This window comes from Shewanella sp. SW1 (assembly GCF_025653545.1).
In the GTDB taxonomy this organism is placed as follows: Bacteria; Pseudomonadota; Gammaproteobacteria; order Enterobacterales; family Shewanellaceae; genus Shewanella; species Shewanella oncorhynchi.
This window is the reverse complement of sequence record NZ_JAKKSG010000018.1, coordinates 1-25,787: the sequence shown is the minus strand read 5'-3', so window position 1 is coordinate 25,787 and position 25,787 is coordinate 1. Positions and strand designations below refer to the sequence as shown.

The 25,787-nt window shown below is 43.8% G+C and carries 20 protein-coding genes and 1 pseudogene; 10 read left to right on the top strand and 11 right to left on the bottom strand.

Features of this window, described 5'->3' with window-relative positions:
• Positions 1-20: 20 nt before the first annotated feature.
• Positions 21-653, top strand: coding sequence for an SCO family protein (locus L5M71_RS16195; RefSeq protein WP_263196373.1), 633 nt, complete (start codon positions 21-23; stop codon positions 651-653).
• Here L5M71_RS16195 and L5M71_RS16190 read toward each other — a convergent pair whose 3' ends face one another.
• Positions 654-1,700: a polysaccharide deacetylase family protein gene (locus tag L5M71_RS16190; protein ID WP_263208713.1), complete on the bottom strand. Its 1,047-nt coding sequence runs from the start codon at positions 1,698-1,700 to the stop codon at positions 654-656.
• Between the two features lie 22 nt (positions 1,701-1,722).
• On the opposite strand from L5M71_RS16190, the gene L5M71_RS16185 reads away from it, so the two are divergent.
• The gene (locus tag L5M71_RS16185; RefSeq protein WP_263208712.1) at positions 1,723-3,090 is read left to right on the top strand and encodes an MATE family efflux transporter; all 1,368 of its coding nucleotides are present in this window, start codon (positions 1,723-1,725) and stop codon (positions 3,088-3,090) included.
• 80 nt (positions 3,091-3,170) lie between these two features.
• Positions 3,171-5,108, top strand: a complete 1,938-nt coding sequence (locus L5M71_RS16180) for an alpha/beta hydrolase family protein (protein WP_263208711.1) — start codon at positions 3,171-3,173, stop codon at positions 5,106-5,108.
• Between the two features lie 83 nt (positions 5,109-5,191).
• Here the strand turns inward: L5M71_RS16180 and nfuA are convergent, their stop codons facing one another.
• The 7 genes from nfuA to L5M71_RS16145 form a co-directional block, all read right to left on the bottom strand.
• A complete protein-coding gene (nfuA, locus tag L5M71_RS16175; protein ID WP_006079591.1) occupies positions 5,192-5,770 on the bottom strand; it encodes a Fe-S biogenesis protein NfuA in 579 nt (192 codons plus the stop codon).
• Positions 5,771-6,009: 239 nt separating this feature from the next.
• The gene (urdA, locus tag L5M71_RS16170; RefSeq protein WP_263208710.1) at positions 6,010-7,758 is read right to left on the bottom strand and encodes a urocanate reductase; all 1,749 of its coding nucleotides are present in this window, start codon (positions 7,756-7,758) and stop codon (positions 6,010-6,012) included.
• Between the two features lie 92 nt (positions 7,759-7,850).
• Positions 7,851-8,615 (bottom strand): outer membrane protein OmpK, encoded by a 765-nt coding sequence (locus L5M71_RS16165; RefSeq protein WP_263204135.1) that lies wholly within the window; start codon positions 8,613-8,615, stop codon positions 7,851-7,853.
• Positions 8,616-8,789: 174 nt separating this feature from the next.
• Positions 8,790-10,034, bottom strand: a complete 1,245-nt coding sequence (locus L5M71_RS16160) for a sensor histidine kinase (RefSeq protein WP_263204134.1) — start codon at positions 10,032-10,034, stop codon at positions 8,790-8,792.
• On the bottom strand, positions 10,021-10,698 hold the full coding sequence (locus L5M71_RS16155; RefSeq protein WP_113940244.1) for a response regulator transcription factor: 678 nt from the start codon (positions 10,696-10,698) through the stop codon (positions 10,021-10,023). The genes L5M71_RS16160 and L5M71_RS16155 overlap by 14 nt, the downstream gene beginning before the upstream one ends.
• A gap of 2 nt (positions 10,699-10,700) precedes the next feature.
• Complete coding sequence (locus L5M71_RS16150; protein WP_263208709.1) at positions 10,701-11,447, bottom strand: helix-turn-helix transcriptional regulator; 747 nt, start codon at positions 11,445-11,447, stop codon at positions 10,701-10,703.
• 177 nt (positions 11,448-11,624) lie between these two features.
• Positions 11,625-12,407 (bottom strand): ComF family protein, encoded by a 783-nt coding sequence (locus L5M71_RS16145; protein WP_263208708.1) that lies wholly within the window; start codon positions 12,405-12,407, stop codon positions 11,625-11,627.
• 32 nt (positions 12,408-12,439) lie between these two features.
• Between L5M71_RS16145 and bioH the strand changes: the two genes are divergently transcribed.
• Together bioH and L5M71_RS16135 are read left to right on the top strand one after the other, a co-directional pair.
• Positions 12,440-13,234, top strand: a complete 795-nt coding sequence (bioH, locus tag L5M71_RS16140) for a pimeloyl-ACP methyl ester esterase BioH (RefSeq protein ID WP_263208707.1) — start codon at positions 12,440-12,442, stop codon at positions 13,232-13,234.
• 61 nt (positions 13,235-13,295) lie between these two features.
• Positions 13,296-13,853, top strand: coding sequence for a hypothetical protein (locus L5M71_RS16135; RefSeq protein WP_263208706.1), 558 nt, complete (start codon positions 13,296-13,298; stop codon positions 13,851-13,853).
• A gap of 99 nt (positions 13,854-13,952) precedes the next feature.
• Here the strand turns inward: L5M71_RS16135 and L5M71_RS16130 are convergent, their stop codons facing one another.
• The 3 genes and pseudogenes from L5M71_RS16130 to L5M71_RS16120 all read right to left on the bottom strand — a co-directional run.
• Positions 13,953-15,917, bottom strand: coding sequence for an LTA synthase family protein (locus L5M71_RS16130; RefSeq protein ID WP_263208705.1), 1,965 nt, complete (start codon positions 15,915-15,917; stop codon positions 13,953-13,955).
• 219 nt (positions 15,918-16,136) lie between these two features.
• Complete coding sequence (locus L5M71_RS16125; protein WP_263208704.1) at positions 16,137-18,500, bottom strand: Tex family protein; 2,364 nt, start codon at positions 18,498-18,500, stop codon at positions 16,137-16,139.
• A 162-nt stretch (positions 18,501-18,662) separates the two neighbouring features.
• Positions 18,663-19,025, bottom strand: a pseudogene (locus L5M71_RS16120) (GreA/GreB family elongation factor); the annotation flags it as partial.
• 137 nt (positions 19,026-19,162) lie between these two features.
• Between L5M71_RS16120 and gmtY the strand changes: the two are divergent.
• The 5 genes from gmtY to L5M71_RS16095 form a co-directional block, all read left to right on the top strand.
• Positions 19,163-20,464 (top strand): gamma-mobile-trio recombinase GmtY, encoded by a 1,302-nt coding sequence (gene gmtY, locus L5M71_RS16115; RefSeq protein ID WP_263208703.1) that lies wholly within the window; start codon positions 19,163-19,165, stop codon positions 20,462-20,464.
• Complete coding sequence (locus L5M71_RS16110; RefSeq protein WP_263208702.1) at positions 20,461-24,258, top strand: VPA1269 family protein; 3,798 nt, start codon at positions 20,461-20,463, stop codon at positions 24,256-24,258. Before gmtY ends, L5M71_RS16110 begins: the two co-directional genes overlap by 4 nt.
• 1 nt (position 24,259) lies before the next feature.
• Positions 24,260-24,880: a gamma-mobile-trio protein GmtX gene (gmtX, locus tag L5M71_RS16105; protein WP_263208701.1), complete on the top strand. Its 621-nt coding sequence runs from the start codon at positions 24,260-24,262 to the stop codon at positions 24,878-24,880.
• A 20-nt stretch (positions 24,881-24,900) separates the two neighbouring features.
• A complete protein-coding gene (gene greB, locus L5M71_RS16100) occupies positions 24,901-25,395 on the top strand; it encodes a transcription elongation factor GreB (protein ID WP_263208700.1) in 495 nt (164 codons plus the stop codon).
• A gap of 238 nt (positions 25,396-25,633) precedes the next feature.
• Positions 25,634-25,787, top strand: a 154-nt coding sequence (locus tag L5M71_RS16095; protein WP_263193323.1) for a transposase, incomplete at its 3' end; no start/stop codon positions are given.

Sequence of the window (25,787 nt, the reverse complement as noted above, 5' to 3'; positions counted from 1 at the left end):
CTGTATTTATGGAGCGAATAATGCAGAAAAGAATTTTAGTCATCGCCATTTTGTTGTTCGGTCTTGGCGGCCTATTTGCGGTGAAATTTAATCCCCCAAAACCTATCGAGTTAGAGAGCGGTTTTCTGTTTCCACAGGCCTATGAATTAGCGCCCTTTGAATTGGTCGATCAACACAAGCAAGCTTTTACCAATGCCAGTTTGCAGGGAAAATGGAGCTTATTCTTTATCGGTTTTACCTTTTGTCCCGACATTTGCCCTACGACCTTAAATAAACTCGCGGCGGCTTATCCCGATCTAAACAAAATAGCGCCATTGCAGGTGGTGTTTTTATCCGTCGACCCCAAACGGGACACTCCGGATAAACTCCTGACCTATGTTAATTTTTTCAATCCAGAATTTAAAGCGGTAACGGGTGAACAAACGCAGATATTTCCCCTCACCCGCAGCTTAGGGCTGACCTATGCCATGGTAGGTGAAGGAGAGAATTACCAAGTCGACCATAGTGCGGGTTATGTATTGGTGTCGCCGCAGGGAACGCGAGTTGCGGTATTTAAACCTACGGCTGCGTTAGGCAAACCGCCGCAGGTATTAAATGATAAATTAATTAGCGATTTTGAAAAAATAGTGGCGCAATACAAACCTAGCCGCTGATCACTCTTTAACCCAAGAGCCATCGTCCTTTGGCCTCACCCAAGGCTGAGAAAACCAATAGTAGCCATTGCGCGCCTTACTCGGCGCTGTGCAGTTATAACGCGAGCGCCCCGCAGGCAAAGCTAAATCCGCTTGAACACTAAACTCGTTTTCATTGAGCCAAGTCGGCTGTTTTGAGCCTTGACCTTGGATGTAACACATCACTTGCTTAGCAGAGATATCACTCATATCGAGGGTCACTTTAAGCTCAGGACGCCAATGGCCACCCTTTAACTCAGGATCACTTGGGGTTTGTGCAATCACAGGCATATTTAAGCTGTATAACTTTGCCTTAAGGCTTTTTAGGTCAGCATATTGTCCAGCAACGGGGAAACGCGGCAGTGCCGTTAATGGCGAATAGGGCCCCGCGGCACCGGACTGTTGCCCAAAAGCGACAAAGCCGTTCTCAGTTAACATATCCTGCAACGCTTGATTGTACTCACCGTAGGGATACGCCAACATTTTAAAATTGTGCCCTGTGGCATCTGCAATCGCTGTTTCTGTATCTAAGATATTGGCTTTTATCCGCGCTAACCACTGCGCCTGTGATTCGTTTTCTAAGGCGCGGATCAAATGTTCGTGCGCCCAACTGTGATTAGCAATATCGGCGCCTTCCTTGGATAATGTGATGAGTTCATCCCAAGTCATCATCTCGGTAAACTTTTGTTTAATCGGCTCAATTGCCACAAACAAGGTGTAGGGGAATCCAAATTCCTTTAGGATAGGATGCGCCGTCGTCGCTATACTGCGATAACCATCATCGAAGGTAATTGCGATTGTTTTAGCGGGTAAATCTTGTTTTTGCTTGATCGCTTCAACCACTTTAGAAAGCGGGATCACCTTAAAGCCGTCATCGACGAGAAACTGCATTTGCTCACGAAATTGCGCGGGCGTAACGCTGGTTGCCGCCGGAGTGGTTTCTGACACATGGTGATATTGCAGAATGACCACGGCATGGGCAGAAAACGTCATTAGCCCTATGAGTGCCAACAGCACACGTTTAACCATAATGTGAACACCTCTGAAATTAATGAATACTGCTAAATCAACTTGGCTCGACCTCATGCTCAACGGCGCGAAAAATCGCCAGTTACTAGCGCTCGCCCTGCCGATGATACTCTCCAATATCACTATCCCGCTTTTGGGCTTAGTCGATACGGCTGTTATAGGTCATCTGAGTGAGGCCTATTATTTAGGGGGAGTCGCTGTCGGGTCAACGATTATCACATTAATCATTTGGTTATTGGGATTTTTGCGTATGGCGACGACAGGTTTAGTCGCGCAAGCCTTTGGTGCTGACGATCTTCACGCCCAGCACAAGCTCTTAGTCCAAGGCGCTATGCTAGCGATGTTATTGGGCGCAGGCGTTATCGCACTGCAAGTCCCGATATTGAATTTAGCGTTAGGATTATCCAAAGCGAGTAGCGAGGTCGAACGTTATTGCCGCGAGTATTTTCAGGTACGGATTTGGTCAACGCCCTTCGCCCTGCTCAATTTAGTGATGTTAGGTTGGCTCTTAGGGCGACAACAACCTAAAGCCGCCATGTGGCAGCTGATTTTAGCGAACCTTGCCAATATTATTCTCGATGTGGTGTTTGTCCTCGGCTTGGGCTGGGGCGTTAAAGGTGCTGCCCTCGCCTCAGTCTTTGCCGATATCACTGCTTTCTCAGTCGCACTCACTATGGTGTTACAACAACTCAAGCGTGCACCCGAGTTTCACTTATCCCACCTATTCCCCCATGTCACCCTGACTGGTTATGGCAAATTACTGAGGCTCAACACAGATATTTTTGTCCGTAGCCTCTGCTTGCAGGCAGCTTTTGCCTTTATGACATTCCATGGTGCAGGTCTAGGTGATAATACCGTTGCGGCCAATGCCGTGTTATTGAATTTACTGCTATTAATCTCCTACGCTCTAGATGGTATAGCCTATTATGCCGAGGCAGAAGTCGGCCGTGCCTATGGCCAAAAACAGGCGGAGCAATTACGGGAAGCAGTGATCTTAGCCTGGAGCTGGTCGGCCATTACTGCGTTAGGGTTCTGCGCTGTATTCAGTCTTTTGGGCAGTAATATTATCGCGTTATTGACCAGCATTAATGAGGTCAGAACCACAGCACAGACCTATCTTATTTGGCTGATATTTTTGCCTTTATGGTCTTTTAGCTCGTATTTATTCGACGGAGTCTACATAGGTGCCGCTAAAGGCAAAGTGATGCGCAATAGCATGATACTCGCCACCTTCGGTGCATTTTTCCCGACATGGTATTTGCTGCAGCAACTGTTATTGCCTGAGCAAGGTAACCACGCCCTTTGGGCCGCCATGAGTGTCTTTATGATCGCCAGAAGCCTAACACTTGCGGGGCACTATTATTTCAGCAAAAGCTTTTTGAATAAATAAATCTGTAAAGACAGTAGTTTACAAATCTCAAAATCACTATGATGTTGATTTTACAATTGTAACAAAGATGTGATTCTATAATGAAAAGGATTTTACCGCTGCTTTTCCTGTGGCTATGCAACCATGCCGTTGCCGACACAGCGCCACAATTACCCGTTGAAGCCTTTGCCAGCATCCCAGATGTGAGCTCTGTACAGCTCTCGCCTAACGGCAAAAAACTCGCATCGGTTGTACGGGTCGATCAAGCCAAACTCAAAGGTACTGTCGTTAGTATCCAAGATATAGAAACAGGCGAAAAAAGCATTCCGCTGCACACGGATAATCAAAAATTTGTCATCCTGTCTCTGCAGTGGGCAAACGATAATATCTTACTGATCAAAGTCAAGTTTCCGGGCAGTCGTTACGGTACACCTACACTCGAAACCCGTCTTGTTAAGTATAATTTGACGATGAAAAAGACTACTAGCGTACTTGATCCTAGAGTCTTTAATAAGTTTAATTGGATACCTCAAAATCAAGCACAAATCATTGATATTATGCAAGATGACCCAGAGAGCATCTTACTTTCCATAGATGGTTTGGGCGATAAGGTAGGCCAATACAGTATACTTAAAGTGAATCTAGAACAGGAAATATATAAGCCAATCCAAATAGCCAAAAAAAATATCATAGGCTGGATTACCGATAGACAACACAGGGCCCGTATTTCTATCTATAACGATGATACTGAGTACCGCATTTATGAACAGGCCGAGCAAAAGAGAGATTCACGTTTACTTTGGACCTTTAAAGCCTTTTCAGAAGACAGTGTTTGGCCATTAGGTTTTGATGCTGACCCCAATATTCTTTACGTTCGCGCCTATCACCAAGGTTTCGAAGCCATATTTAAAGTCAATCTGACCGATCCTAAGCTCACAAAAGAATTGGTCTACGCCAATGAAAATACTGACGTTGAAGGTAATTTACTCTATTCGAAACTGAAGAAAAAAGTCATTGGTATCAGTGAAGGTGACGGCGAAGAATACACCTTTTGGGAAAAAGAATATGTGGGCCTACAAAATGGCCTAAAAGCCGTGTTACCCAACGCACACAACTATATTACTCAGTTCAGTGCCGATGAACGCCGCTACATAGTGTATTCCACTAGCTCGACCGAGCCCGGCACTTACTATTTTGGCGATAGGGACGAAAAAACGCTTTATCCCATCGCTAACCGATACGGCAGACTCAAGAGTGAACTCCTCGCCGATACCCAATATTTAACATATGAAGCAAGGGATAAGCTCAAAATCGATGCTTACCTAACGGTGCCAAAAGGGCTTGAAGCCAAGCAACTGCCGACGATTATTTTCCCCCATGGCGGCCCCATCAGTTACGACAGCAACGACTTCGACTACTGGGCACAGTTCTTCGCTAATCGTGGTTATGCGGTATTTCGAATGAATTTCAGGGGGTCGGCAGGTTACGGCTATGAGTTTATGAAGGCTGGCCTAAAAAGCTGGGGACTCGAAATGCAAAACGATGTTGAAGACGGGACTCGTTACCTAATAGCTCAAGGGATTAGCGATCCTAAACGCATTTGTATTGCCGGTGCGAGTTATGGTGGTTACGCGGCCTTAATGGGGGCTGCCATGACTCCCGATCTTTACCGTTGCGCCATCAGTGTGGCTGGTGTGACCGATGTGGCCTACCTAGTAAAATCAAGCCGCAGACATACCAACTATGAAGTAGTTAAAGAGCAAATAGGAGATGATCTCGATGCCCTCTATGAGCGCTCACCTATCAGTAAAGCAGATAAAATTAACATCCCAGTATTACTGCTACATGGCGATAAAGACAGAGTCGTTAAGGTTCAACATAGCCGAGAAATGTATGACGAGCTCAAATCACTGAATAAACCAGTGGAGTATATTGAGTTGGAAAATGGTGATCATTACCTGAGCAATAACGACAACAGACTCGCGACTTTTAAAGCCTTAGATAAGTTCTTAGCTGATAATCTCAACCCTAAGTTATAACTTAACAACTGCACTTAAAGCGAAAGCCAAATATAAAAAACGCGACTCAAGGTCGCGTTTTTCATTCAGCTTAACAAACAAGATTAAGCGTAAGAATGTTCACCGTGTTGGTGATCTGTCACGTCACGTACGCCAGTCAACTCACCGGGGAACATGTCTAGCAATTGTTTTTCGATACCATCCTTCAGGGTGATATCAACTTGAGAACAACCATTACATCCACCGCCGAACTGCAGTACGGCTACGCCCTCTTTGGTAATTTCAACCAGCATGATATTACCACCATGGCCAGCTAACTGAGGGTTGATTTCAGATTGGATCACGTATTCGATACGCTCGACTAAAGGTGCATCACCAGACACTTTACGCATTTTTGCGTTAGGTGCTTTGAGCGTGAGTTGTGAACCTAATTGGTCAGTCACAAAATCGATAGTGGCATCTTCAAGGAAAGGTGCACTCTTCTCATCGACCATAGCATTGAAGCCAGTGAACTCGATTTCAATATCATCACTTTCTACTGCATCCGGTGGACAATAAGACACACCACACTCGGCTTGCGAGGTTCCTGGACTGATCACAAATACGCGAATATGAGTGCCTTCAGGTTGATCTGCTAACAACTTAACAAAATGGGCTTGAGCCGCATCGGAAATGGTAATCATGAAAACCTGCTCCGTCAGGGGATACCTGAGTGTTTTAGTAAGAATTAGCCGTATGATACTCCGACTCACCTTCGCTTTGTAGTCCTTTGGATAGCAAGTTTATGGATTTTTGCCATAGCGATCACGATTTATTCATCATAAACAAGCTTTAAACGAATGTGTTGTACGCGAGTTAACAGCATCATTTACAAACAAAAGCGACCCAATTGGGTCGCTTTAAGCCAGACATAAAATACAAACTATTTAGCCGCTTCTTGTCCCGCGATACGACCAAAGACAATGATATCAGTGTAAGCATTACCACCGAGTCGATTGGTTCCATGGGTTAAACCAGTCACTTCACCCGCAGCAAACAAGCCCGGAATCACCTTTCCTTGTTCATCAAGTACACGAGTACGTGTATCAACCGCTAGTCCACCCATAGTATGGTGCACAGAAGGTGTCGCTTTTAAAATCCAATAAGGTCCTTTACTTAAATCAACCAATCCTGAGCGATGATTAAAGGCTTCATCCTTTCCTGTTGCGGCATAACGATTAACGTCTTTAATCGTTGATAACAGCTTATCTTCAGGAATATTAAAGACTTTAGCGGCTTCTTCTAGGGTGTCGACCTTATACATTAGCCCGTCTTTTGTGAATTCCTTCAGTTCACCTTGATGCATTTCAACAGTATGGGCAACATCTTCAATAGCTTGGTTCCAGAGAACATAAGTATAACGGCCTGGTTGGGCTAGAATGGCCTGTGAAATCACATCTCGGCGTTCCAATTCCTCAACAAAGCGCTCACCCTTCTGGTTGATTAACACCGCACCAAAGAAGCGAGAGTCAGCAATCAAGGCAATCGCACCCGAGGTTGGGCTACAAATGGGATATGACTGGATATATCCCATATTTTTAGCTGCTGCATGTATTTTTTCTGCCATCACAATACCGTCACCAGTACCACCTGAATGACCAGTGCTGCCATATCGTTCATCTAACTCTGGGTTATATTTTTTACGCATTTCCATGTTAGACGAGAAGCCACCCGTGGCAATCACAACACCGCGTTTTGCATAGTAGGTTACCGTTTTGCCATTATGAGTCGCTTCTACACCCACAATTCGGCCCGTTTGATCTTGAATTAACTTTTCAGCCTTAGTGTTGGTATGAATTGGTAAGCCCACTTCTTCAGCTTTAATAGAAAACTTGCTGATCACCTCTGCTCCGGTATGACCTTTAGGGATTAGCGCTCGTTTCACGCTGTGTCCACCAAACTGAAATAATTGATCTGGGTAAAATTCTACTTTGACGTAATCCCTTAACCACTCAGCTGCATCAACCGCATTATCGACCATGGTCTTAACCATTTCAGGGTCACCTTTGAAATCGCCGCCTTTTAGCGTGTCGCTAATAAACAGGTCTTTGCTATCGGTAACACCCATATTTTTTTGTACCCAACTACCGGCCACATTCATCTCAGCGCCAGAAATCAAAGAATTACCGCCGATAATAGGCATCTTTTCAATAATCACTGCACTTCGTCCCGCAGTCATAGCCTCTAAACCAGCACTGAAACCTGCACCACCCGAGCCAATAATCACCACATCATAGGTATATTCTGCTGGTGTTAATGCTTCATTTTTTTTAGCTGAAGCGACAGCAACTAACGTAACACCTGCGGCTTCAATACTTTTACCCACGGCTTCTTTAAGCGCTTTAGACGTTACGGTTGCGCCTGCAATACCGTCAACCTCGATAGAGTTATTATCAATAATCGCCTGTTTAACATCTTTAAATACGGCACCAGCAAGGACTTTATTTTCCTTTTGCTTTAGTACATCAATCGCCACAATGTGTCCGTCTTTGAATGTGGTTTCGACCTGCACTTCGCCATGCTTGCCTTGAGCGGTTCCCTGGCTTTTTACTATTTGATGGGTAACTTGGCAACCGACAATAATTGCTGTTGCCGTTGCAGCAATACCAATAATGGATTTTTTATAATGCATTACAATTCCCTTATTATTTTTGATAAAATTTAGAACAGCACCAAATTAAATGTGATTCTACTTATCAAAATTTCAACCTATTTGATAAACCGTTAAAACTGATAACCAACAGATATACCGTATTCAATCCCATCATTATATTGCGAACCCCAGCTATCATAATGGGTGATATATAACTTTGAAAATATTGAATCTGTGAGGCTTGTTTGTAATGTTGTAATTATCTGATGGCCATAGCTGTCATATGAAAATAATGCTTGATGCGCTGCATCCCTATCAATTTGTGCTTCATAATTCAAACTTAAACTATGTTTTAACCCTAGCAACTCAAATGGGTACTTTGCATTTAAAACCACGGCATAACCTGACAGATCATTAAACTTCTCTGATGTGGGGGAAAAGCTACCAATGGTATAATTTAAACCGACACCATAGTTTAGTGATAAATTTTGAATTTTTGCATTATGGGTAATACCTAAGTAAAGATTATCTTCAACTAGCGTTTCACTCGCAGAGATAAAGTTCTGAGTCCAGAAGTTGAACTGCGACTCTCCCAGCTTATTTTCAATTATCAATAATGACTTAATGGTAGTTTTACCATCAAGGTTCTTCTGATTTTCCGCGATTTCAGCAGGGTTTTCGAGCTTAAGATTAGCAAAGTAAGTACCCCAATCTGCAATTCCTAAATGATTCAACTTTACAAAAGGTTGATTAAAAACACCTGGGTTATCATTTTTTGCGTCACTAGTATAAAACTTATAACCTAAATCCACGCTCGTTTTATTCACATCAGCATATACTGAACCACTAAAAATAATTGCACTGACTAAAATAGATGCCACACTTTTTTTACACATAGAGTCCCTCTCAACCATGTATTCTAGGAAGTATTTTAAAATACTTATCGACCAGTAAACTTTATATAATAAAGTTACTACGAATAGCATGATGACTATGTGATCTAAGCCCAACGGCGCTTTTGCATTTTAAAAGTGTGTGGTTTAATGCAGTAAATCTATAGTTCTCATTCTTTAGTTATTAGATATTACCAGCCTAGCTGTAAATAAATTATTTGCAGATGAGCTAGTAAAAGTCCAACCCAGTTGATTAGCGAGACGTTTCACCAGTAAAAGCCCTAAACCAAATCCATGACGGCCCTTACTATTGTAGGAATTGGTTATTTCTATACAACAAGCATCTTGAGTAATGCGAATATCCATCCCACCATGCTCAATACTATTCCTTAATAAATTGCTTAATATTATTTTTAGCGGATGAAGCTGAACTGGCAAGCAAGTATCGTCACACAATAATTGAATTTTTTGCTCATAACCATGTGCCCGTTGCTGCTCCTCGATAATACTGGCAAGTAAAGGCGATAATGCTACGTTTTCCTTTTCTAGGTTTGAACACTCTTTATTAGTTAACCATAGTAGGGTTTCAATGAGTGACTTCATTTGATTGGTCGCTTGGGAAGCATACAGAGTTGCCCCCGTAAGCTCACCTTGTTGTAATGCGAGGATTTCAAATGAAGATTGGCATATGGCGACTGGCGTACGTAACTCATGGCTAGCAAAGCGTAAAAAATTGAGTTCTCGCTGCTGAGCCTCCTGAAGTTGTAAAATCGAGTTATCTAAAGCATCAACAATTGCCTTTAATTCAGCATATTCTTGTTCTGGTAAACTCAGTTTTCCTCCTCCTTCCCAATCATGTTGTTTAATCGCATGACTAATTTGATGAACAGGCGTAATCACTTTACTTTGCATATAAAACGCTAAGCTTGCACTGGCACAAAAGGTTATCAAGACAAGCAGCAAGATCGCCGTCATATTTTTAGGGGCAAATTGCAAATCATGGGTAACACTAAACTGCAGCCAAACGTATAGCGGCTGGCCAGTTTGGGTGTAGTACACACTTAACGCGTTAACAATGGGACCTTCTGCATGCTCATAGTGAATTGTGCTCGCATCAGTTAAGACTTCATTGTTACTTAACTCACGAATTTGCAGCGGAATATCTCGCCAATGAGGATAGACAGTTAAGTTATCGGTTTTTAGAAGTGGTTGATGAAGTAATGATTGCTGAGTTGGCTCCGCCAGCTTCAGTAATGCTTCGGCCGCTTGCCCTGCATTGTGCATTGTGACCTCATGCATAGAAATCATACCTGCACACATCATGCAAAGCGGGATAAAACTATTCACGCCTAAGGTTATTAATAGAAAAATAACTCCCCACACTTGATAGCTACGCTTGAGGCTAAGTTTAGGCGCTTGCATTGATATCATCTCTAAGGCTTAAACCAACGCCACGAATCGTATGTAATATTTGCCGTTCAAAGGGGCGATCGATCACTCGACGTAAAAGATGAATATGGCTGCGCAAGCTGTCACTATCAGGTACGCTGTCGGGCCAAAGCATTCGCTCAATCTCTTCTCTACTCACCGTTTCTGGACTACGCCTAGCTAATAAAGCCAGGATCTGCCATCCGGTTTTAGACAAAGCCAGCTGTTGCCCTTGCCGATACACCATGTGGTTTGCAAAATCGATTTCTAGGTCGCCAATAGTCAACCTTTGGGGCGCGGGACGACGCTGAGCAACCACCTTCAATCGCGCGACCAGTTCCTCCATTGCAAATGGTTTTACTAAATAATCGTCCGCGCCCACAGCAAACCCACTCAAGCGATCATTCAGACTACTACGTGCAGTTAACATGATTACTGGTGAAGTAATGCACTGTGCTTTCCAGCGTTCACACGCTTCAATCCCATCACCATCCGGCAAATTTAGATCGAGAATAATAGCGTCGAACTGCTGCTGACTAATGAGCATATCCGCTTGTGCCAGGTTGAAAGCGTAATCACACTCTATACCACTCAATTCAAGATATTGAATGATGTTGTTAGAAAGAAGTCGATTATCTTCAACCAGTAATATCAACATTTTTAAATCAACTCATATTGATGGGCTAAATGGATTAAATTTGCTCTATTTGTAGCCCCAAATTTCTTACGCATGGATTCCATATGATATTCAACTCCTCTGACACTTATCGGGAGCTGAGTTGAAATTTCGTCGTTTTGAAGACCGTTTGCGACCATAAGCAGGATATCTCTCGCATTATCTTTAAGCAGAGAGCTTTGTAGAAATGGATTGAACAATTGTTTATTACATTCAAAAAGCTTGTTTTGAGCTTCCTTTAAAGTGTCTGCCAATCCCTCTAACACCACCTCCGAAGCACTAAGATGGCTAAGTAGTATAAACCGGCCTGTCCAATGACGATTAGAGTGGCATGAGATGGGCCAGCTCAAAACACTTTGAATATTATGCTTACTAAACAATAGGCTGGTCTTATCATTTTTTTCACTCGTGAATCTATACATATAAGATTTTGAAGTATCCAATGAAAAACCAAAATTGAAATCATGGGAGGCTATCTGATTTAAATAAAAACGCTGTAATTCAGCCATAACAGGGGAAGAAGCTATGCTGGCGATAGGTTTTCTTAGTGCCGTAGGAGAGAACAGATTGGTATCTTTTGGAAAGTGATAATTTTCATACGCACAATGTGGAACTCCTTGAAACCAGAAACCACAAAAACCATGTAGCTTCAAAGAGTAGTTTATCGCCTGAATAATGTCCTTCAGCGTTGATGCCGTATCTGCATTTGATCGCGCCAGTTTAGCGTCCATAAATACCCTCCAAACGAAATAACATAGAAAGGTATCTCAATACAAAAAATAAACAAAACCCATTGATACAGATACTTACATCTTGTCGCAAAATTAAAACTTATTCATTTTTACGCAGTATTTTTGACATAATTTTGACATACACAAAGATATAATGGAGCAATGCTTTTAACCTTTTTAAATATCATCCAACAAGCCTGGCGCCTCTGCCCTTGCCAAACACCATACTTGAACATGCACATAACGCGCTTCGAATAAGCGAGCAATTTCAGAGACTGTAGTGCCGGTGGTCACCACATCATCCACCAATGCAACACGCTGGAACGCAAAATCATCCGCTAACATAAAGGCATCATGTAAGTTGCGTCGTCGCTGTGCACCCGAAAGCCCCGCCTGCGATCGAGTGTCTCGTTGGCGCGTTAACCCTTCGCTCGCTAACGGCAGTTGCAAGAGCTGTGATAACTCATGGGCAATTAACCACGCCTGATTAAATCCCCGTTGTTGTAAGCGTTTTGGATGCAATGGGACTGGCACTATCGCTTGAGGCAGCAAGATTAATCCTTGCTGTTCTAATACCTTAAGTCGTGCCACTAAGGCGCGACACAGCACGGGCAAAGCGGCAAGTTGACCTTGATATTTAATCGCACCAACCCAAGCCCCCAAACCTTGATGATAACTACAAGGTGCAATGACTTTACGTGGCTGGCGCTTTTGGCATTCACCGCAATAATCGACTTCTATTTGCATCGACTTACCGCAACCTAAGCAAATAGGCCCATGATATAAGCCAGATTGAAGACAAACGGCGCAAATGCCAGTCTCGGGAAGTAATATAGATTGGTGGCACAGCAGGCAACGGTTAGGTAAACTGCCCGCCAACCACCTTGTACCGAGTTGATAGCCTAAACGCATTATCCGCAAAGCAGATTGCGGCCAAATCCTTTTGACAAAGTGCGGCATACATTCACCTAATCCATTTTTGAGGCACTCAAGTGAGCCAAGTGACATCCACAAACCAAGCAAATTTGCATATTGAAATCAGCGGCCAAGGGCCAGATCTGGTGATGCTTCACGGTTGGGGAGTGAATAGCGCTGTGTTTACGCCATTACATGAGTCACTGTCTCAGTATAGGGTGCACTATGTAGACTTGCCGGGCTTTGGCCATAGCCAAATGGTTGAAGGTGGCCTATCAACCTGGGTAGATACCTTAGTCGCTGCATTGCCTGAACACGCTATTTGGGCCGGCTGGTCACTCGGTGGACTCGTTGCGACTCAGGCAGCGTTAAGTTATCCACAAAAAATCAAAGGCTTGATTACTATTGCATCATCCCCTTGCTTTATGGCAAGGGAAGACGAAGCATGGCCGGGCATTCCGCCACAAGTCCTTCATCAATTTAGAGAACAACTCGGCCAAAATTTACCTAAAACTATAGAGAGATTTCTGGCGATTCAAGCCATGGGTAGCGAAACCGCCAAGGAAGACATCAAACAACTACGCGATCTTGTCCTCGCACGTCCTTTACCCAATACCAGAGCCTTAACTCAAGGCCTAAATATGCTGACCGACGTCGACTTAAGGCAGCAACTGATAGAGTTGCAACAACCTTGGCTAAGGATCTGGGGCCGACTCGACGGGCTAGTGCCCAAACGCGTACCACCTAAAATGCCCATCACAGCTCAAAGTGAAGATGTGATGCTCGCCAAAGCTTCTCACGCGCCCTTTATTTCCCATCAACAGGAGTTTTTGCAGGTATTTATGCCTTGGTTAGCGTTACAGACACGTTAACGCTTTATCTTTGAGCGATTAATGACTAGTATTTAACCATTAATGTGCCAAGGAATTTTCCATGTTAGTTGTCAGTAACTACCCCCAAGTCCCGCTAGCGACCAGTAATATCGCGACGGACTCGGCTCGGGTCGACAACCAACTGAAACCTGTAGTCATCCCACCACAAGCGGCAACTAAAGGTCACGAAGAACGCGCCTTTAATCCACAGAATGAACGCACTGCGGATCAAGCTCAACAACAGGCGAAAACGCTCGAGCATAATCAGCAACAAGTTCAAGAAAAACAGCAGCAACAGCAATCCTCACAGCAACAGAACCAACAACAGCAAGAGAAAAAAGCGCCCCTTGTAGTGGCCGAGCGTGTTTTACCTAAAACGCTAAAAATTGCAGCAAGAGGCCAAGCGGCGCTGCAACGTAAGGATATACGCTTAAAGGTCAGTCAAGGTGCGACAAGTTATGCCACTAGTAGCGCTAAAGCGAATACCAGCAGTACGGCAAGGCAATCGCTTCAAGGCGAATCGAGTCAATTTTATCAACAACTTGGGCAGCGTATTGGTCAGTTTTATCAGCAGCAGACTCAGCCAGAGCAAGAATCTATTATGTCGACGTGGATTTAACCTATTCCAATCGTATGAATCCGTTTGCGCACAAAATTAGCATGAGTGATAAACAAAAATGCCGCTAAAAATAGCGGCATTTTCCATTCTGTTTAACGCTTATTTAGGCAAACGATACAGCTCTTGCTGGTAGGCCAAACTGCCCCACAATGCCCAACTTAAGGCTTTCTTCTCTAGCGCGGCAGCAGCGGGTGGATGAGGTGTTAACTGCTCGTTTTTTTCATTATATTCGAAACCCTGTGCCTCTTTCTCTGGTTGCAGAATGACCACATCTTTACCTTCCATCAGCGCAAAGTTTTTATCGTATTGCATCAGAGCACGCCCTGGCCAATCATCGCTGACTTGGGTCAAATCTCGGCCCAGCATAGGGTAAGAGTCAGATATTCCAATTAAGGATAACAAAGTCGGCGGCAAGTCAATTTGACTCACGATACGATGATCGCGTTTTGGCGCAACATTATCCCCAAGAATTAATCCCGGAATACGGAAACGCGATACTGGCACCAGATCCGCACCACCCACTCGACTGTCATGGTCGGCAACCACGATAAAAATCGTATCTTTCCAATAGTCCGCGTTTTTCGCCAATTTGAAAAACTCACCAACCGCATAATCAGCATATTTCGCCGCATTGTTGCGAGTTTGCTTAGGTTGTTCATAAAGTTCGATACGATCATCTGGGAATTCAAATGGATCATGGTTGCTCGAACTAAAAACTAAACTAAAGAAAGGCTTACCTTCGCTATGCAGACGCTCAAACTCACTGTTGGCCTTGCGCATTAAATCTTCGTCTGACGCGCCCCACGAGCCCACGAAGGCCGGAGATTTGTAATCTTTCTGATCTATGATGTCACTAAAGCCGTTGCCCAAGAAGAAGCTACGCATATTGTCGAAATGGCTCTCACCACCATAAATAAACTGCGTTGTATAACCATGATTTTTAAGTAATTCAGCAATACTGAAAAAGCCAACTTGGCTCTTACCTAGCTTCACCACAGCACGAGCTGGCGTTGGCGTAAAGCCTGTTGTCACGGCTTCGATTCCGCGCACAGATCGTGTACCAGTAGCGTACAAGTTATCGAAATACCAACCTTCTTTAGACAAGGCATCGATATTCGGTGTCAGGGGTAACCCACCTAAACTGCCGACAAAACGGGCGCCTAAGCTCTCTTGCAGTAGGATCACTAAGTTCTTTGGCTTACCAGTATAACTGGCTTGGTTAAAGCTCAGTGATGGGATATCCGTTGAAGTAAAGGCACTTTCAGGGCGACCACTTTCCTGCCGAATCGTTGCAATAATCTCCGTGTTATCTAGCTTGCCATACACTTTAGAAGCGTCTTCTTCACTATCCATCTGCTTAATGGCAAACACCAAGGAATAAGCAGAGTTAATCACTAAAGAGTTCACTAATGGATCGTCAGCAAAGGCCACCAGAGCGGGGTTAAGCGGACGATGACCCAAGGTTGAACGGGCACCTAATATCGTAATTGCGATAACAATTAACGCTAATACTGGACGCCAATACCAGCGCGGAAAGCGCAGGTTTCTCGTCAGTTTACCGCTGAGAACCCAACCGCCCCAGAGTGTACCTATGGTTAATAATATTGAGAAAATAAGCTCAAGCTTACGACCCGCCCACAGCATAGAAAGCACTTCTTTCGGGTAGATCAGATATTCCACATACAAACGATTCGGACGAAAACCGTATTCTTCAATAAAGGCGGGGGTCGATGCTTCTAAAAACAGCATGATCCACAGACCGACAGTTAACCACACCCGCAAAATCGGCTGCCACAGACGGCCAATAAAATGATCACCTGAAAATAATGCAGTCCCTAAGGCGGCAATACCCCATAACCAACACAGAGTTGCGATATCGACGCGTAAACCTTGGATTAAGAGATGCGACCAACCATCAACAGCGGCCACGCGATCGGCTTGCCACAACCCTAAAGCGATACGGCTCGCGGTGACAATGAAAAGCACTAATAGCGAGAAAATAAAGATAGCGCGAAAAGGCCCATGGGCATTGTTTCGCCCGCGAGGTGATAAACCAGATTGCATGTGTTACCCCAAAACGTATAAAAAGAGCCACTCTGCTTTGGAGTGTCAATTTGAAAAAATCGGTGAATAAGCTGTGCTATGACAACCGATTTTGCTTAACGTTGCATTAAATGCCGACTTTATATTCCCTAAGACGACATTTATGCAACAATTTTGTGAGTAACAGGTTAAAAAGTCGACTCGGACATGACGTATGTCCGAGTATTTACATTACAACGTCTACTTTTTCAGCTTAGCGAAGGCATCGGCAAAGGCATTGCCCATGGCCGCGTTTGCTGGCGCTTTAGGTGCTTGCTTTTGCGCAGGACGCGCAGCCGGTTTCGCTGACTGCGGTGTTTTACCATGATTAGTTCTGGCAGGATTGTGCGGTCTTTGCTGCGGCTTGCTTTGGTCGATAGCTTCATCCAAACGCATGCTCAAACCGATGCGGCGGCGCTCAACGTCAACTTCCATTACTTTGACTTTCACCACATCTCCCGCTTTCACCACAGTGTGCGGGTCGCTGATGAACTTGTCGGTTAGAGAAGAAATATGCACGAGCCCATCTTGATGTACGCCAATATCGACGAAGGCACCAAAATTAGTCACGTTGGTCACTACGCCTTCGAGTACCATTTCGGGTTTCAGATGTTTAAGTTCTTCAACACCATCTTTAAACTTAGCGGTTTTGAACTCACCGCGGGGATCGCGTCCTGGTTTATCCAGTTCGGCTAAAATATCCGTCACCGTCGGCAAACCAAATTCCGCCGTAATAAACTCTTCTGCCTTGATGCTGCGCAGCAAATCAGAGTTACCCATCAGGCTCGCCAACTCTACTTGCTTAGTCTTAGCGATAGTTTCCACTAGCGAATAAGCCTCTGGATGCACAGACGAGGCATCGAGTGGATTGTCCCCTTCTCGAATACGCAAAAAGCCCGCTGCTTGCTCGTAGGCTTTAGGCCCTAAACGCGGTACTTTCAGCAGCTCTTTACGATTCTTAAACTGACCATTGGCATCGCGATAATCGACCACGTTTTTCGCTAACGTCTTATTTAAACCTGCCACTTGTGACAATAACGGCACTGAGGCCATGTTGAGATCCACACCCACGCCGTTTACACAGTCTTCCACCACGGCTTCCAGCGAACCCGATAATTGGCTTTGACTCACGTCGTGTTGGTATTGACCGACACCGATAGACTTAGGCTCAATCTTCACCAATTCGGCTAATGGATCTTGCAAGCGGCGGGCGATAGACACAGCGCCACGAATCGACACATCAAGATCAGGAAACTCCAACGCCGCCAATTCCGATGCAGAATACACAGACGCGCCCGCCTCACTGACCATCACTTTGGTCAAATGTGGATGGGTATCTTTCACTTCGGCAATCAGCTCAGCGGCCAGCTTGTCAGTTTCCCTTGATGCAGTGCCGTTACCAATCGCAATCAGCTCAACCTTATGCATTTTGACTAAGTTAGCCAAAGTACGGATCGACTTTTCCCACAGATTTTGCGGTGCGTGTGGGAAAATAGTCGCATGGCACAACAACTTACCTGTGTTATCGACCACTGCTACTTTAACACCGGTACGTAAACCAGGATCGAGTCCCATGGTGGCTTTCGCGCCCGCAGGAGCGGCCATCAATAAATCACCTAGATTACGGGCGAAAACTTTAATCGCTTCGGCTTCAGCGCGTTCGCGCATTTGCGAAATAAACTCGGTTTCCATCTGCAGGGCAATCTTAATACGCCATGTCGCCGTCACCACAGTTTTCAACCATTGATCAACGCTGCTATCGCCTAATTTCAGCCCTAAATGATCACAGATAATCACTTCGCAGTAACTACCTTGGCCCGCTTCAGCGGCTGGGTCGGCATTCATAGATAAGGTTAAGAAACCTTCATTACGCCCACGCAGCATAGCCAGCGCACGGTGTGATGGGATCTTAGCTAACTGCTCTGTATGCTCAAAATAATCGCGGAACTTCGCGCCGTCTTTCTCTTTGCCTGCAATTAAACGGCTTTCTAACACACTGTTTTGGCTTAAATGCTCACGCACTTTACGCAGTAATTCAGCGTCTTCGGCATAGCGCTCCATCAGGATATAACGCGCGCCCTCGAGCACAGCTTTAACATCAGCAAAACCCGCTTCGCTATTGATATAGCCTGCCGCTGTAGTCTCGACATCTACGCTACGATCAGCCAGTAATACATCGGCTAATGGCTCAAGCCCAGCTTCGATAGCGATTTGGCCCTTAGTACGACGCTTAGGTTTGAAGGGCAGGTATAAATCTTCGAGACGTGTCTTACTGTCTGCCTCGTCAATCGCCCATTGTAATTCTGGCGTTAACTTACCCTGAGCTTGGATGCTAGACAGGATCACTTGGCGTCTGTCGTTCAGCTCACGCAGGTAACCTAAACGCGTGTACAAGGTACGCAGTTGTGTATCGTCTAAACCGCCCGTGGCTTCTTTACGGTAGCGGGCAACGAAGGGAACTGTCGCACCATCGTCGAGCAGAGTGATGGTTGCGGCAACTTGTTGCTCACGAACATTCAGTTCTTGAGCGATAATCAGAGCGATGTTATGTGCATTAGTTTGCATAAATAAAGTGTCGTGCCTAACTGTAAAGTAAGTCGTTATTGCGCCAAAGATACCACAGGCGCCCCGTATGTTTCATGCTAAAGCCTAGGTCAAATCAGAGAGTTTGATCTTTCCCGCAATCCCGTGACTACCGCCGCTATTTTAACAGCGGCAACTCTGTGGTTAATTCGCCTCGCTGGCGAAAGTAGTTTCAAAAGGGGTATAACGGATCTGATTGATATACCACTCTTTTGGACCCGATGGCGTTTGCACTAGCACCTCATCATCCACTTGCTTGCCGATTAAGGCACGCGCCATGGGCGAGTCGATGGTGATATAGCCTAATTTTGTATCGAGCTCATCTTTACCGACGATCCGATAACGCACTCGATCACCGGCTTCATTTTCAAGCTCAAACCAAGCGCCAAAGAATATTTTGCCTTCCTGCTGCGGCGAATAATCGACGATTTTTAATTCTTCAAGCCGCTTAACTAAGTATCTGACTCGGCCATCAATTTGTCTTAACAAACGCTTGTTGTAGGTGTATTAGTACCACTAACAACATCATACTAAATACATCGTTATCCACTCAATGAGATAATTTTTCTTACTAATCTTTATCACTTTGACAAAATAAGAATCCCTAACTATATACTTTATACTATTAATTTGTTGGTATAAAAATGCCTTCAGTTCTAAAGCTCAATGTTGCATTTACAGCCTCTCATTCAACTACAGCGATAAAACTTCCTGCCCTTTTCACTGAAAATGGGTTGCTCATTTCTCATTTAAGATTTCTTTTCTCAAATCGAAATAAATCCCAATCTTGGATTGAACGGAATACGTTTGCAATTCAGCTACTTTTGAGGTTCATTGATGCCCATCAACATTCAGGCATGTCTGCAACTGAGTTACTCCAATCTTTCGTAGATGCCCTAAACTTTGGAACTTTAGACAACAAACAAATTGATGAATTAAACCTTTATTGGTTCCCTCGAAGAGTTGCAGATGTGAATACTCTGCTGAGTCATATTAACTTGTATTGCGACTATATTGATGGAGTTTATGGGCACGAATTACCCAACCTAAATCCCCTAAGACGAGCAACCAAGGTAGAAGAAAAAATCCGATGGTGTGCCTACTACAAACGTCAATCAAACTGCTTTTTAAACCACTTAAATCACCCATCACCAAACAAATTTGCAATGAGTCGTAGAGTGCAAGCTCCAAACTCTCATATGCTTTCGATTGAATCCGTATCCCGATTTCCAGATGAACATTTTGAACGATTATTACAATACGGATTCACAAAAACTGCAGGAGAATTCGATTTAGGCAGCATACTCATAGTGATGCTTATGCACTATGGTGGCTTAAGACTATCCGAATGCTTCCACATCTATACCCATGATGTTGCGATTGATAATAAAACTGGTGCTACGATCATTTCCGCATTTCATCCAAGCGACGGGGCCAGCCCTTTGCCTAATTTCACTAACCGTCGCGATTATTTAAATCTACAGTTTCGTCTTAAGCCTCGAAATGAATATCAACGCTCACACAGACTGTTTTCGGGCTGGAAAGGATCACTGCTTACTGCCCGTAACCTTTCATTCAACGTCATGATATTTCCCTACAGTAAAGCGGTCGAATTTACTGATCTGCTTAGAGACTATCTGACATCAAGAATTGATGGTGATCACCCTTATCTTTTCACCAACAGTAAAGGGCAACCCGAATCCAAGAAAAATTTTATAAAAAAATATCAGAATGCAATTGAACGTATAGGGCTAGATTCGAATAAGTATCAGGGAACCAGTCCACACTCTCACAGGCATTCTTATGGCTATAGGCTCGCGACATCGGGATTCAATCAGTTAGAAATTCAAAAAGCCATGCACCATAAAAGTCCTGAAAGTTGCTTGGTGTACATAAAACCACAAGACGATGAAATTAGAGAAAAAGTCAGGGAGATGGACCTATGAAAAAATGTTTTTATGCTTCGCTAGCAGAAGCCCAACGGGCCACCCAAGCCCTTGGCATCATTTCACAGCCAGACTACCAACAGCGCTACCGTGAAGACCCACGCTTACCCAGCTGCCCTAGTACAATCTATTCCGCCGACTGGCAATCTTGGCCCAAGTTTTTAGGGACAGCAGATAAGTTTTATCCCACTTTAACCACGGCTCAGCAAGCCACCCAAGCCCTTGGCATCACTTCACAGCCAGACTACCAACAGCGCTACCGTGAAGACCCACGCTTACCCAGCTGCCCTAATACAATCTATTCCGCCGACTGGCAATCTTGGCCCAAGTTTTTAGGGTCAGCAGATAAGTTTTATCCCACTTTAGCCACGGCTCAGCAAGCCACCCAAGCCCTTGGCATCACTTCACTGCCAGACTACCAACAGCGCTACCGTGAAGACCCACGCTTACCCAGCAGCCCTAATGCAGTCTATTCCGCCGACTGGCAATCTTGGCCGCTGTTTCTCGGCAAGGATGAAAAAATCTTCTATGCCTCCTTAGCCGCAGCTCAGCAGGCCACCCAAGCCCTTGGCATCACTTCACGGCCAGACTACCAACAGCGCTACCGTGAAGACCCACGCTTACCCAGCACCCCTAATGCAACCTATTCCGCCGACTGGCAATCTTGGCCGCTGTTTCTCGGCAAGGATAAAAAAATCTTCTATCCCTCCTTAGCCGCAGCTCAGCAGGCCACCCAAGCCCTTGGCATCACTTCACAGCCAGACTACCAACAGCGCTACCGTGAAGACCCACGCTTACCCAGCAACCCTAATGCAACCTATTCCGCCGACTGGCAATCTTGGCCGCGGTTTCTCGGCAAGGATGAAAAAATCTTCTATGCCTCCTTAGCCGCAGCTCAGCAGGCCACCCAATCCCTTGGCATCACTTCACAGCCAGACTACCAACAGCGCTACCGTGAAGACCCACGCTTACCCAGCTGTCCTAATGTAATCTATTCCGCCGACTGGCAATCTTGGACTGAATTTTGTTTGCCAAAAAGGATAAATAAACTTAGTGAGCTAAAGAACGCATGCAAAGTGCTGGGAATCAGAGATACTCTTCAGTACCGCCAAATCCAAAAAGGCTATGCGCAACTCCCCTCGAAACCTAATAAAAAATTCAAAGACTGGATTGATTGGTATGATTTACTAGATATTCCCAAGCCATATGAGCTTCATGAGCTTAAAAAAATTATTCAACTCAATCAATGCACATCTCTGGCTGATTATAAGAACTTACGCAGCAAACTGAACGACCCCAAAATGCCATCGTCTCCAATTGAGTATTATGAAGGTCAGGATTGGACCAACACATTTGATTTCTTTGGAGTAAAGAGACCTTATCAAGTCCGATATTTTAAGCCCAAATGGAAAGCATGGGGTGATTTCATTACTGAGTTTTTGAAAACCGCAAAAGGAGGAGACACTAAAGTCAAAGACCTTTGCGAATTTGTCCGAGAATATATTGAACCTAATATGTTTGAAACCTCTCCACTTGACTACCTTACTCGCGGCAAAACAAATATTCAGCCCATGCTTGAATTATTTGAATTAGTACCTATCACTCGTAAGAAAAAATGGCTCTTCTCTATCAATGAATTTTTAGACTGGATCATCGTAAAATCCTTAACCATAGAGGATGACGAGACAGGTGAAGTATCACGTATAAAGGGGGCAAAAAACCCATTTTCTCACATTAATTTCGATGGGGAGCAAATACCTGTTTCACTTAATGAAACCAAAAAATTAGCATTACCTTATCAATTTGTAAAAAGCGCTCGAGAATGGATATTTCCCCAGAAAAATTTTGAAAAGATCAGTTATTCAGAGCTTCTTCATCTACACAAATTTTCGGCCGATTGGATTCAAGTTAATGACTCCTTGGAAATTGATCCATTAGATCCGGACTATGTAACCAAAATAGAAGGAGAGAAAACGTATCTTTGGCTTCCTATCTATTGGACCTATACCTATGCATTAATGCAATTACCGGCAAGAGGAAGGCAAATTGTCTACTGCGACTCAGGCGAAGCAGACCTTGAGATAGCCAACTTTCTGCAGGGAAAAGTATCTTGGGTACCAAATAGAAACAAATTGGCAGGTTTAACCGATTGCCAAAGTATGATTAACAAAACTCAAGATGGAGATTTTGGCGTTTACTACACATCCAACAAAACTAGTTTTGATGGGAGAGGTTATAAAATTCCATTTATGCCCATTGAGTTAGCGTATTGGCTAATCAAATTAAGAAAATGGCAGGAGAAATACAACCAAATTGACAACCCTACTGAGTGGCTAGATTGCATCAGAACCAATTTGAACGAACTCCAAAGGAAACAAAAGGGGCACAACTGCTTCTTATTTCGTGACTTTCAAGAAAATGAACCAGGCACATTTGCTGGAAGGTTGGCTTCTAGGCTTGCTGCTGCGTTATTTTTTTCTTCAGACGATCAACTCGTTTCTGCTTCCTACTTAGGGCAAAGTCACCAGGAGTGCGCATTTCAACTCAAGCAACAACAATCAATTGCCCTTGCACCATTTAAATCCGCCTACACACCACACTCTATGCGCGTTAGCCTGATTAATGCCTACGCTTATGAATTTGGCATGCCTATTGAAGTCATAATGAAGTTGGTCGGTCATTCTTCAATCATCATGTCTATTTACTACATGAAGAGCGATAAGACAGGAGCAAATATTCGAGAGAAAATCACTCTTGGAGAAAAGCAAGCATTAAATAAAGCAGCAGATACACTAAAAAGTTTTATTGAATCCCAACGAATTGAACAATGTAAGAGCCAACTCATCGCTAACAATACTGAGTTTCTATCAACCATCGATAATGCTAGACCTGCATCGAGTTATCTTTTCAGAGACTTTGGCATATGTCCTGTTGGTGGGGGATTTTGTAATGAGGGGGGAGCTGCCGTCGCGATGAAAGCCAATATTTATCATCCTGTTACTGCCGGCTATCTCGGGGAGCAAAACTGTATTAAGTGTAGGTTTTTTGTCACAGGCCCTGTATTTATGATGGGACTGGCTGCTGTATTTAACGAATTGTGTTTGGCGATTAATACACAATCTCAACGTTACAGTCTGTTAGAGAAAGAGCTCGACGATACTGTAACTAAGATAGACATACTCTCACATCAAATATATCAGCAGAAATCACAAAGTACTCAAACGTCTATTTTAGAAGGTGAAAAGCTTAAACTTCAATCTGAACGACGAAAACTGAACTCAGAAATTGAAGTCAAAGCCAAAAAAATGGATTTATACATGAGTGATATGAATGCCCTTCATAAACACTTATTTAACTGTCAATCTATCATTAATCAAAACTCATCATCTGAAGATACAAAGCTACAACTCATTGTACCTAATGACTTTTCTGTTATTTTTGAAATCAGTGAAGTTAGTGGATTTCAACAACTATCTGAAGTATGTGAAAACGCAGAGCTTTACCACAGTTGCACAGATGAACAAGCTGTGACAAGAAGGAGTCAATCTCTCGATAAGATGTTGGTGAAGAGCGGTATTACCCCTCATTTTCTGCATTTAAACGAAGCAGAACAACTTGTAGTGGGTAACCAAATGACTCAATTGATGCTCTCAAGGCTAAAAAGCTGGGAAAAAATCGACAGGCTTATCGATGGTGATTTGGCTTTAAATGATTTTGAAGATAGTGAACGAATTTCTAAGAACGAATTGAAACAACTTTTTATGGGGGCAACCCCTCTTAAACTGGTCGAATAATATGACTGTAATATCTCCTGAAATCGTCTTGAAACAGCTAAAATCTGAGGTTTCAGAGCGAGTACAACACTCTCTGCAAGCTATATATCAAATTTGCATAGAGCAGCAACAAAGGGGCCTGAATGAATTTAGCTATGCGACAATTGCTCGGCTTGGTCAAGGGCGAGGAGTACCTGCTGCACAAAGCATTCGAAACAAAACAGGTAAAGCCTATCGCACTTTAATTTCAAGCTTTGCCAAGCCCCCCCCAAACTCCCCAAAGAGTAACAAACCAAGCTATGGCAAAAGTTATGCTTGGATAGATGAACTTAAAGATCCAGTTGTAAAACTACAAGCAAGGATCTTGTACTCACAAAAAATTGCTGCAGAGCGGGCAGTCAATGAGATAGCTCCTATCAACCAAGTAATAGAGATCTTTGATGGAAGTTCGTCTGATATTCTCACAAAAAGGCTAACAGGCCTTGAGCGAGAAGCGCTTGAGTATCTGTTGTCTGATGAATTTAGACGGCGGAATCAATTGGAGGTAGGGCAGCATGGCAGTATAGTATCTGGCAATAATAACGAGCCCTTTTTACCCGTTGCAACGATAGATGCTATAAAAAAGGCTTTACAGTACCTCTAGATAAATCTGTAGGAAGAACCTTGAAAACTAACTTGATCACCCGCGAGGGCTTCGACAAGCTAAATGCAGAACTTAACCATCTTTGGCGTGAATACAGGCCTGAAATAACGAAAAAAGTGGCTTGGGCAGCGAGTCTTGGCGATCGCTCAGAAAACGCTGACTACAAAGAAAATAAGAGGTTACTTAGACAAATCGACTCTCGTATCAGATTCCTAAGAAAGCGAATTGAAGCCGTTAAAATTGTTGAGTATTCCCCTCAACAAGATGGAAAAATATTTTTTGGTGCTTGGGTTCAAATCGAAAATGACGCTGGTGATACGAAAAGCTTCCGTATAGTTGGTCCTGACGAGATCTATGGAAGAAATGACTATATCTCGATAGATGCCCCAATGGCTCGCGCTTTATTGAAAAAAGAAGTGGATGATGAAGCTGTAGTCAGTACACCATTAGGTGAGCATACTTGGTACGTAAATTCTATTTCCTACCAAAATCCTCAAATAGAGAATGATAAATAAAACCGCTACGGGAAATCTAGTTGTAAAACCAAAATAACTCTTACACTTAAGGTAAGTAAGCAGCCGAGTGTGGTTTAGCGCTTAAATCTCTGCGAGCCAAAAGCAGCTAATAACGAGCTTTGACACCATTAATCCGACTAGGTGAAACTAGGGTCTGTTGATCTTTCGAGAGTAATTTTTAGACAGCATGGCAAGACGTTATAATTTGCTTCGCCAAAAGTAACCATAACCTCAAGCCATGCCAAGACTTATGCTAACCGATGCACGCTGGGAAAAGCTATTTCATTTAATGAAAAGCACAGGCCGTGTTTATGACAAACCTGAACATAGACAAACATTCGAAGGTATTCTTTACCGCCTTAGAACAGGTATCCCTTGGCGAGATTTACCTA

What these genes read in the sequence shown, in the direction of transcription:
- L5M71_RS16195 (WP_263196373.1), top strand. Translation starts at nt 21, where the DNA reads ATGCAGAAAAGAATTTTAGTCATCGCCATTTTGTTGTTCGGTCTTGGC.
- L5M71_RS16190 (WP_263208713.1), bottom strand. Translation starts at nt 1,700, where the DNA reads ATGGTTAAACGTGTGCTGTTGGCACTCATAGGGCTAATGACGTTTTCT.
- L5M71_RS16185 (WP_263208712.1), top strand. Translation starts at nt 1,723, where the DNA reads ATGAATACTGCTAAATCAACTTGGCTCGACCTCATGCTCAACGGCGCG.
- L5M71_RS16180 (WP_263208711.1), top strand. Translation starts at nt 3,171, where the DNA reads ATGAAAAGGATTTTACCGCTGCTTTTCCTGTGGCTATGCAACCATGCC.
- nfuA (WP_006079591.1), bottom strand. Translation starts at nt 5,770, where the DNA reads ATGATTACCATTTCCGATGCGGCTCAAGCCCATTTTGTTAAGTTGTTA.
- urdA (WP_263208710.1), bottom strand. Translation starts at nt 7,758, where the DNA reads ATGCATTATAAAAAATCCATTATTGGTATTGCTGCAACGGCAACAGCA.
- L5M71_RS16165 (WP_263204135.1), bottom strand. Translation starts at nt 8,615, where the DNA reads ATGTGTAAAAAAAGTGTGGCATCTATTTTAGTCAGTGCAATTATTTTT.
- L5M71_RS16160 (WP_263204134.1), bottom strand. Translation starts at nt 10,034, where the DNA reads ATGCAAGCGCCTAAACTTAGCCTCAAGCGTAGCTATCAAGTGTGGGGA.
- L5M71_RS16155 (WP_113940244.1), bottom strand. Translation starts at nt 10,698, where the DNA reads ATGTTGATATTACTGGTTGAAGATAATCGACTTCTTTCTAACAACATC.
- L5M71_RS16150 (WP_263208709.1), bottom strand. Translation starts at nt 11,447, where the DNA reads ATGGACGCTAAACTGGCGCGATCAAATGCAGATACGGCATCAACGCTG.
- L5M71_RS16145 (WP_263208708.1), bottom strand. Translation starts at nt 12,407, where the DNA reads ATGCCGCACTTTGTCAAAAGGATTTGGCCGCAATCTGCTTTGCGGATA.
- L5M71_RS16135 (WP_263208706.1), top strand. Translation starts at nt 13,296, where the DNA reads ATGTTAGTTGTCAGTAACTACCCCCAAGTCCCGCTAGCGACCAGTAAT.
- L5M71_RS16130 (WP_263208705.1), bottom strand. Translation starts at nt 15,917, where the DNA reads ATGCAATCTGGTTTATCACCTCGCGGGCGAAACAATGCCCATGGGCCT.
- L5M71_RS16125 (WP_263208704.1), bottom strand. Translation starts at nt 18,500, where the DNA reads ATGCAAACTAATGCACATAACATCGCTCTGATTATCGCTCAAGAACTG.
- gmtY (WP_263208703.1), top strand. Translation starts at nt 19,163, where the DNA reads ATGCCTTCAGTTCTAAAGCTCAATGTTGCATTTACAGCCTCTCATTCA.
- L5M71_RS16110 (WP_263208702.1), top strand. Translation starts at nt 20,461, where the DNA reads ATGAAAAAATGTTTTTATGCTTCGCTAGCAGAAGCCCAACGGGCCACC.
- gmtX (WP_263208701.1), top strand. Translation starts at nt 24,260, where the DNA reads ATGACTGTAATATCTCCTGAAATCGTCTTGAAACAGCTAAAATCTGAG.